The sequence below is a fragment of the Myxococcus vastator genome (assembly GCF_010894475.1).
Taxonomy (GTDB): domain Bacteria; phylum Myxococcota; class Myxococcia; order Myxococcales; family Myxococcaceae; genus Myxococcus; species Myxococcus vastator.
On the sequence record NZ_JAAIYB010000453.1, the window covers coordinates 1 to 6,524 of the forward strand.

Annotated in this window: 6 protein-coding genes; 4 read left to right on the forward strand and 2 right to left on the reverse strand. The window is 70.7% G+C overall.

Annotated features, from left to right (window positions below; all coding sequences use genetic code 11):
* The 4 genes from G4D87_RS31130 to G4D87_RS31145 form a co-directional block, all read left to right on the forward strand.
* Positions 1-1,267: ATP-binding protein (locus G4D87_RS31130; protein WP_163786330.1), on the forward strand; the 1,267-nt coding region annotated here is incomplete at its 5' end.
* Positions 1,268-1,404: 137 nt separating this feature from the next.
* Entirely contained in the window at positions 1,405-2,865 is a 1,461-nt protein-coding gene (locus tag G4D87_RS31135) for an anthranilate synthase component I family protein (protein ID WP_163786331.1), read from the forward strand.
* Positions 2,862-3,431 carry an anthranilate synthase component II gene (locus tag G4D87_RS31140; RefSeq protein ID WP_163786332.1) on the forward strand — a complete coding sequence of 190 codons (570 nt, stop codon included), beginning with the start codon at positions 2,862-2,864 and terminating at the stop codon, positions 3,429-3,431. Before G4D87_RS31135 ends, G4D87_RS31140 begins: the two co-directional genes overlap by 4 nt.
* Before the next feature lie 17 nt (positions 3,432-3,448).
* Positions 3,449-4,273 (forward strand): aminotransferase class IV, encoded by an 825-nt coding sequence (locus G4D87_RS31145; protein WP_163786333.1) that lies wholly within the window; start codon positions 3,449-3,451, stop codon positions 4,271-4,273.
* Between the two features lie 18 nt (positions 4,274-4,291).
* Here the strand turns inward: G4D87_RS31145 and G4D87_RS31150 are convergent, their stop codons facing one another.
* Positions 4,292-5,857, reverse strand: coding sequence for a hypothetical protein (locus G4D87_RS31150; RefSeq protein ID WP_163786334.1), 1,566 nt, complete (start codon positions 5,855-5,857; stop codon positions 4,292-4,294).
* A 32-nt stretch (positions 5,858-5,889) separates the two neighbouring features.
* The coding region (locus G4D87_RS31155) for a pseudouridine synthase (RefSeq protein ID WP_163786335.1) at positions 5,890-6,524 on the reverse strand (635 nt) is incomplete at its 5' end.

Consider the following 6,524-nt stretch of genomic DNA (forward strand, 5'->3'; position numbering starts at 1 on the left):
ATCCCTCACGGGGCCGCTGCGGATTGGCTCCTCGGAAGGCGTGTTCAGCCAGGTCGTGACCGTGGACCCCTCCGAGCTGACCCGGCACAGCGCCTTCCTGGGCACCACGGGGAGCGGAAAGACGACGCTGGCGCTCAACGTCCTGGAGCAACTGCTCCTCCGAGGCGTGCCCGCCATCCTCATCGACCGGAAGGGGGACCTCGCCGCGTACGCGCGCGACCTCTCCTGGGAAGAACACCTGGACGACCCCGTCCTCATCGAGCGGCGCCGCCTGCTGCGCGAGCGCGTCGAAGTCGCGCTCTACACGCCGGGCCGCTCCGATGGACGGCCGCTGGCCATTCCCGTGATTCCACGCGGCCTCGAAAGCCTGTCGCCGGAAGAGCGTGAGCAGGGCGTGCAGCAGGCCGCGGATGCCATCGCGGGCATGCTTGAATACAAGACCAGTCCCAACGACAGAGCGGCCAGGGCGCTGCTCACGCAGGCCTTGCGCCTGTTGGTCCAGCGGCCCGCTGGTAACGAACTGACCCTGGACATGGTCCAGAAGTTCGTCGCGGAGCAGGACGAGTCGCTCCGGCAGGAAACGGGGGGCCTGCCGACCAAGACGTTCGCCAAGCTCGCCCAGGACCTCGAAGTGCTCCGGCTCGACCTCCGCCCCCTGCTGGCAACCGGTGGAGAGCGGCTGGATATCAGTGACCTGCTTGGGCTCGGAGCAGCGAGCACGCCGGGCAAGACGCGGCTGAGCATCATCAGCACCAAGTACCTGGGGGACAACAACCGCATCCTCTTCTGGGTGGCGCAGCTCTTGTTGGAGACGAACCGCTGGACCAGCCAACACCCCGCCTCCAAGCTCCAGGCCGTGCTGCTCTTCGACGAAGCAGACATGTACCTGCCCGCGACGAGCAAACCCGCGACCAAACAGCCGATGGAGAACCTGCTCAAGCGCGCACGCTCGGCCGGCGTGGGCGTCATGCTGGCCACGCAGAGTCCTGGGGACCTGGACTACAAGTGCCGGGAGAACGTGCGCTCCTGGTTCGTCGGCGGGGTGAAGGAAGACAACGCGCTGAAGAAGCTCAAGCCCATGTTCACCGAGGCCCGGATTGACGCGGAAACCCGCCTCCCCGGCCAGAAGCAGGGCCAGTTTCACGTCTTGAGAGAGGGGAAGGTCCAGCAACTGAAGGCGGACCGCTCCACGGTTCGCACCGAGCAACTCTCCGAGGACGAAATCCTCAAGGAGGCACGCCGCACCCTGGAACGCGGCTCACGCTGACGGCACTGCCTACAGCGCGGACGGAACGTTCATTCCACCGCGACGCCCCGCCCAGGGGTCCCATCTCCGAGGCGGCCTGGACGGAACGTTCCTTCCAGGCGGCGGCCGTCTCGGTTCCTGGTATCAAGCGCCTCGACATGAGCCGCCCGCCCTCGCCCTCGCCCACGCACTTCCCGGACCGGACGTCCTTCGAGGCGTTCGTGGCCCAGGGCTACAATCAGGTGCCCGTGGTACGGCGGCTCCCGCTCGCGGCGCTGCGTCCCGTGGACCTCCTGCGCGCCCTCCCAACGGAGGGCCGGTTCCTGCTGGAGAGCACCCGGGTCAGCACAGAAGGGCGCTATTCCTTCCTCGGCGCGAAGCCCTTCCTGCGCTTCACCGCGAAAGAGGGACAGTGCTTCATTGACGACGCGCGCCAACAGGGCGCGCCGCTGGAGGTGCTGCGCTCGCTGCTGCGCCGGTGGCGTGGCGTGCGTCATCCCGGACTGCCGCTCTTCTGCGGCGGCGCGGTGGGCTTCTTCGGCTACGAGGCCGCGCACTCCTTCGAATCCCTGCCCCGGCACCCCCGGGACGACCTGCGCCTGCCCGACATCTCAATGTCATTCATCGACACCTTCCTGACGGTGGACCACCACGAGGGCCAGCTGCTCGCGGTGGCCACGGGCTCGGACAGGGAGGACTGTGAGCGCAGGCTGGACGCACTGGAGGCCCACGTCCGCACGGCGACGCCCACGGCGCCACCCGCGCCACCCGCGATGGACGGGCCCTCCGCGGCGTACCGCTCCAACTTCACCCAGGAGGCCTACCTGGACGCGGTCGAGCGCGTGCGCGAGTACATCCGCGCCGGTGACACGTATCAGGTCAATCTCTCCCAGCGACTGGAGGTGGCCTTCCCCGGCGAGCCGCTCGCGCTCTACGAGACGCTGTCCGCCATCAACCCCGTCCACTTCGCCAGCTATCTCGAAGGTGACGGCTTCCACGTCGTCAGCGCCTCACCGGAGCGGCTGGTGCGCGTGGAGAACGGCCGAGCCACCACGCGGCCCATCGCCGGTACGCGCCGGCGGGGCACGCCCGAAGAGGAAGCGCGCTTCGTCCACGAGCTGCGCACCAACGAGAAGGAGCGCGCCGAGCACGCCATGCTGGTGGACCTGGAGCGCAACGACCTGGGCCGCGTGTGCACCTATGGCTCGGTCGAAGTGACGAAGCTGATGGACATCGTCGAGTACGCCCACGTCCTCCACATTGAATCGGAGGTCGTCGGCCAGCTCGCGCCGGGTGTGGAGCCGCTGGACGTCGTGGGCGCGCTCTTCCCCGGAGGCACGATTACGGGCGTGCCGAAGCTGCGCACGATGCAAATCATCACCGAGCTGGAGCCTCATGCGCGGGGGCTCTACACGGGCTCGCTGGGGTACCTGTCCTTCACGGGTGACCTGGACTTGAACATCGTCATCCGCACGCTGGTGGTGAAGGACGGCCGGGCCTACGCGCAGGTGGGGGGCGGCATCGTCCACGACTCGCAGCCCCGGCAGGAATACAAGGAGACGCTCAACAAGGCGCGCTCGCAGCTCCTGGCCCTGGCGTCGGTGGAGCGCCAGGGATGATTCTCGTCATCGACAACTTCGACTCCTTCACCTTCAACCTCGTGCAGGCGCTGGGCGCCCAGGGCGCGGAGCTGAAGGTGGTGCGCAACGACGCCATCACCGTGGCGCAGGTCGAAGCGCTCCGGCCCGACCACATCCTCATCTCACCCGGTCCCTGCACGCCTCACGAAGCAGGCGTGTCCATGGACGTCATCCGGGCCCTGGGTGGACGGGTGCCCGTGCTCGGGGTGTGCCTGGGACATCAGTGCCTGGGACAGGTGTTCGGCGCGAAGGTGGTGCGCGCACCGGTGCCCGTGCATGGCAAGACGGCGGCCATCGAGCACTCGGGCCAGGGCATCTTCCGAGGACTGCCCTCCCCCTTCACCGCGGCCCGCTATCACTCGCTGGTCGTGGACGCGGAGCGCCTGCCGGCGTGCCTGGAGGTGACGGCGTGGCAGGACGGGCTCATCATGGGCCTCAAGCACCGTGAGCTGCCGCGCCTGGAAGGCGTCCAGTTCCATCCCGAATCGTTCCTCACACCCCAGGGGCCTCGGCTGCTCGCCAACTTCCTGGAGCCGGCGCGCTGAGCGCACAGGAGGCCGCCATGTTCTCCACGGTCGCGGTGGACGGCGAGGTACGACGCTGGGAGGACCTGCGCCTGCGGGACTTCGCGCAGGGCTTCTTCTTCGGCGCGGGCTTCTTCACCACCTTCCGCATCGAGGCTGGCGAGCCCTGGTTCCTCGCCCGGCACCTGGCGCGGCTGCGCTCGAGCCTGGCCGCCTTTCCCGGCGCCGTCCGCGCGCCGCCGCCGGAGCACCTCACCGAAGCCGCGGTGCGCGAAGCGATTGCGCGCTGCCTGCGCGCCGACGCCCCGATGGGGCCCGCGTTCCGAGGTGTGGGCAAGTTGTCGGCAAGTGATGGCCGGGTGCTGCTCACCTTCCGCGCGCACGCCCCGGACCTGGAGCGGCTGCACCGCGAGGGGCGAGCCCTGGACAGTCAGGAGCCGGGGGCCTACCGCCGCGGCGAGTCCACGCTGAATCACAAGGGCCTCGCCTACTTCAGACAGTTCAGCGTGATGGAGCGCCTGCCCCTGCTCGGCAACGAGGCCGGCGAGGTCTGCGAGCTCCCCACGGCCAACGTCTTCTTCCAGTGCGACGGAGCGCTCATCACGCCGCCCCTGTCCGCGCCGTGTCTGCCCGGCATCATCCGCGAAGTGCTCCTGGAGGCCGGGCACGTGGGGACGCTGCCCATCGTCGAGCGGCCGGTCTCGTTCGCGCAGCTCGACCAGGTGAGCGCCTGCGTCTTCACCAACTCCGCCCAGGTGGCCACCGGCGTGCCGCGTCTCCTCGGCCGGGACCTCCCCACCAGTCTGGCGCTGGCCCGGAGCATCCGGAGCATCGTCGAGGACCTCGCCGCGCGCGAGCGCTGAGGCGCACGGGGCGCGGGCCTACGGCGCGGGCGCCGCCTCGCGTCCGGCTCCGTCCACGGGAGACGCGCGGTCCACGGGACGAATCTCCCAGACGGTGTTCCACACGGTGGACCAGTAGGCGTTCGTCCCCAACCGGGCGACCTCGACGGCCTCGAAGACAGCCGCGTCGACGGGAGGAGGCTTGGTATCGACCCAGAAGAAGCGCTCGTAGGCGGCGCCGTGTTGCCGCAGGTAGGGCCCCAGTGTCTGGCGCGTCAGGAAGCCTCGCTCGGGGTAGCCATCCGCCACCACGGGGGCACGCGAGAACGGGTGGACCCACCAGAGCTGCGGCCCCAGGAGCAGGTCCCGCTCGGTGACGTGGGCCTCCACCCACGCCGGCAGCGGGGCGATGCGCTCGCGGAGGTGGTTGAAGCCTTGCCGGGGCTGACGGACGCGCGCGTGCAGCGGCGCCCAGAGGTGTCCCGCCACCACCACCACGCCCGTGGTGACGAGCACCGGAGCCGACATCAACCGGGAACGCTCCACGAGCGACACCAACACCGCCGCCGTGACTGGCACCAACCCCACGCCCAGCGGCGCCAGCAGCCGGCCATCCAGCGTGTCCATCTGCGTGCGCGTGGCCGTCCAGAACAGGCCCGCGACATACGACACGGCCATCAGCGCCGCGGGCCGCAGCCGCTCCAGCGCCGCGTCCGGCAGGTCCTCACGCCAAACGCCACGCGGCGCACGCATCAGCAACCACACCGTGGCCGCCACGCAGAGCACACCGAACGCGCCGAAGGACGCCTCCCCCAGCAGGGTCTCCACCCCACTGAGCAGCGAGGACACGAGCCCCGCGCCACGCGGCGCCCGCGGCGGCCCCAGGGCCCGGCCGAACAACGCGACGTTCCGGACGAACCACGGCGCCACCACGAGCCCGAGCCCCGCGCCCAGCGCCAGCGCATGCACCGCGTGCCGCCGCGCCCCTCCCGCCTCACGTGCCCGGACGAAGCGCCACCACAGGAGCCCGGGCAGGACGAACAGCGCCGCGTAGCGAGTCAGCACCGCCAGGCCCAGCAGCACCCCCACCAGGAAGGAACGGCCGACGCTGTCCGCGCCCCGGACCTCCCGCGCCAGCGCGAGCGCGAGCAACGCGACGCACAGGGGCTCGGACCACGCCGCCGCCGCCACGTGCCCGAAGGGACGGTAGAGGACGATGAGCACCGCGCACGTCCAGAGGTAGCGCGCGCCCTGCCCCTCGGGGGCCATGGAGAAGAGCGCCGCGGCGAGCACGGCGAAGCACAGCAGGTGCAGGGTGATGACCGCCGCGTCCGGCCCCAGCCACAACAGGGCGGCCCAGGCCATGGGGAACAGGGGCGGCCACAAGTCCAGCGGCCGAGGCATGGCCGTGTCCACCGCGAGCAGCGTGCCCGACAGCCCCGAGCCCGACACCAGCCCACGCGCCACGGAGAGGTAGTGCAGCGAGTCCGGCGTGTACTCGACGCCCAGGCAGAAGAGGCTGAAGGCCGTCGTGACGCCGAAGACACCAGTCCAGAAGGCCCGCGCGGGGATGCCGCCACGCTCACGGGCCGCGGAAACGTTCATGGCGTCGAAGTCTACACGCGGCGGGCGCGGCCTCAGGAAAGGGCGAAGGACAACCCCTGGGTCACCTCCCCGTCCGTCAGCAACCGCCACGCGCCCTCGGGCACGTCCAGCGTCACGCCGCCCACGGCCTCGCGGTGCAGGGTCCGCACCGGATGTCCCACCGCCGCCAGCATCCGCTTCACCTGGTGGTTGCGCCCCTCCGTCAGGGTGAGCTCCACCACGTCCGGCGCGCGCAGCCGGGCCCCCGCGGGCCGCGTCGGACCGTCCTCCAGCACCAGGCCCTCGCGCAGTCGGCGGAGCGCCTCCTCCGGTGGCGGCCCCACCACGCCCGCCACGTAGCGCTTGGGCAGGTGCCGCTCGGGCGACGTCCCGTGTTGCACCAGGCGCTCGTCGTTGGTGAAGAGCAGCAACCCCGTGGTGTCCCGGTCCAGGCGGCCCACCGCGAGCCACTCATGGTCGCGCAGCGGAGGCGTGAGGCGCTCACGCAGACACTCGAACACGGTGCCCACGCCTTCGGCGTCCGAGCCGTGCACCACCAGCCCCGCGGGCTTGTGGAACATCAGCGCCAACACGGGCGCCACCAGGTGCCGCACCTGCCCGTCCACCCGCACCTCCATCCCCGGACGCACCGGCGCGAAGGGCTCGCGCTCCACCCGCCCATCCAGCG

Coding starts and splice junctions, on each gene's coding strand:
- G4D87_RS31145 (WP_163786333.1), top strand. CDS start 3,449: ATGTTCTCCACGGTCGCGGTGGACGGCGAGGTACGACGCTGGGAGGAC.
- G4D87_RS31150 (WP_163786334.1), bottom strand. CDS start 5,857: ATGAACGTTTCCGCGGCCCGTGAGCGTGGCGGCATCCCCGCGCGGGCC.
- G4D87_RS31135 (WP_163786331.1), top strand. CDS start 1,405: ATGAGCCGCCCGCCCTCGCCCTCGCCCACGCACTTCCCGGACCGGACG.
- G4D87_RS31140 (WP_163786332.1), top strand. CDS start 2,862: ATGATTCTCGTCATCGACAACTTCGACTCCTTCACCTTCAACCTCGTG.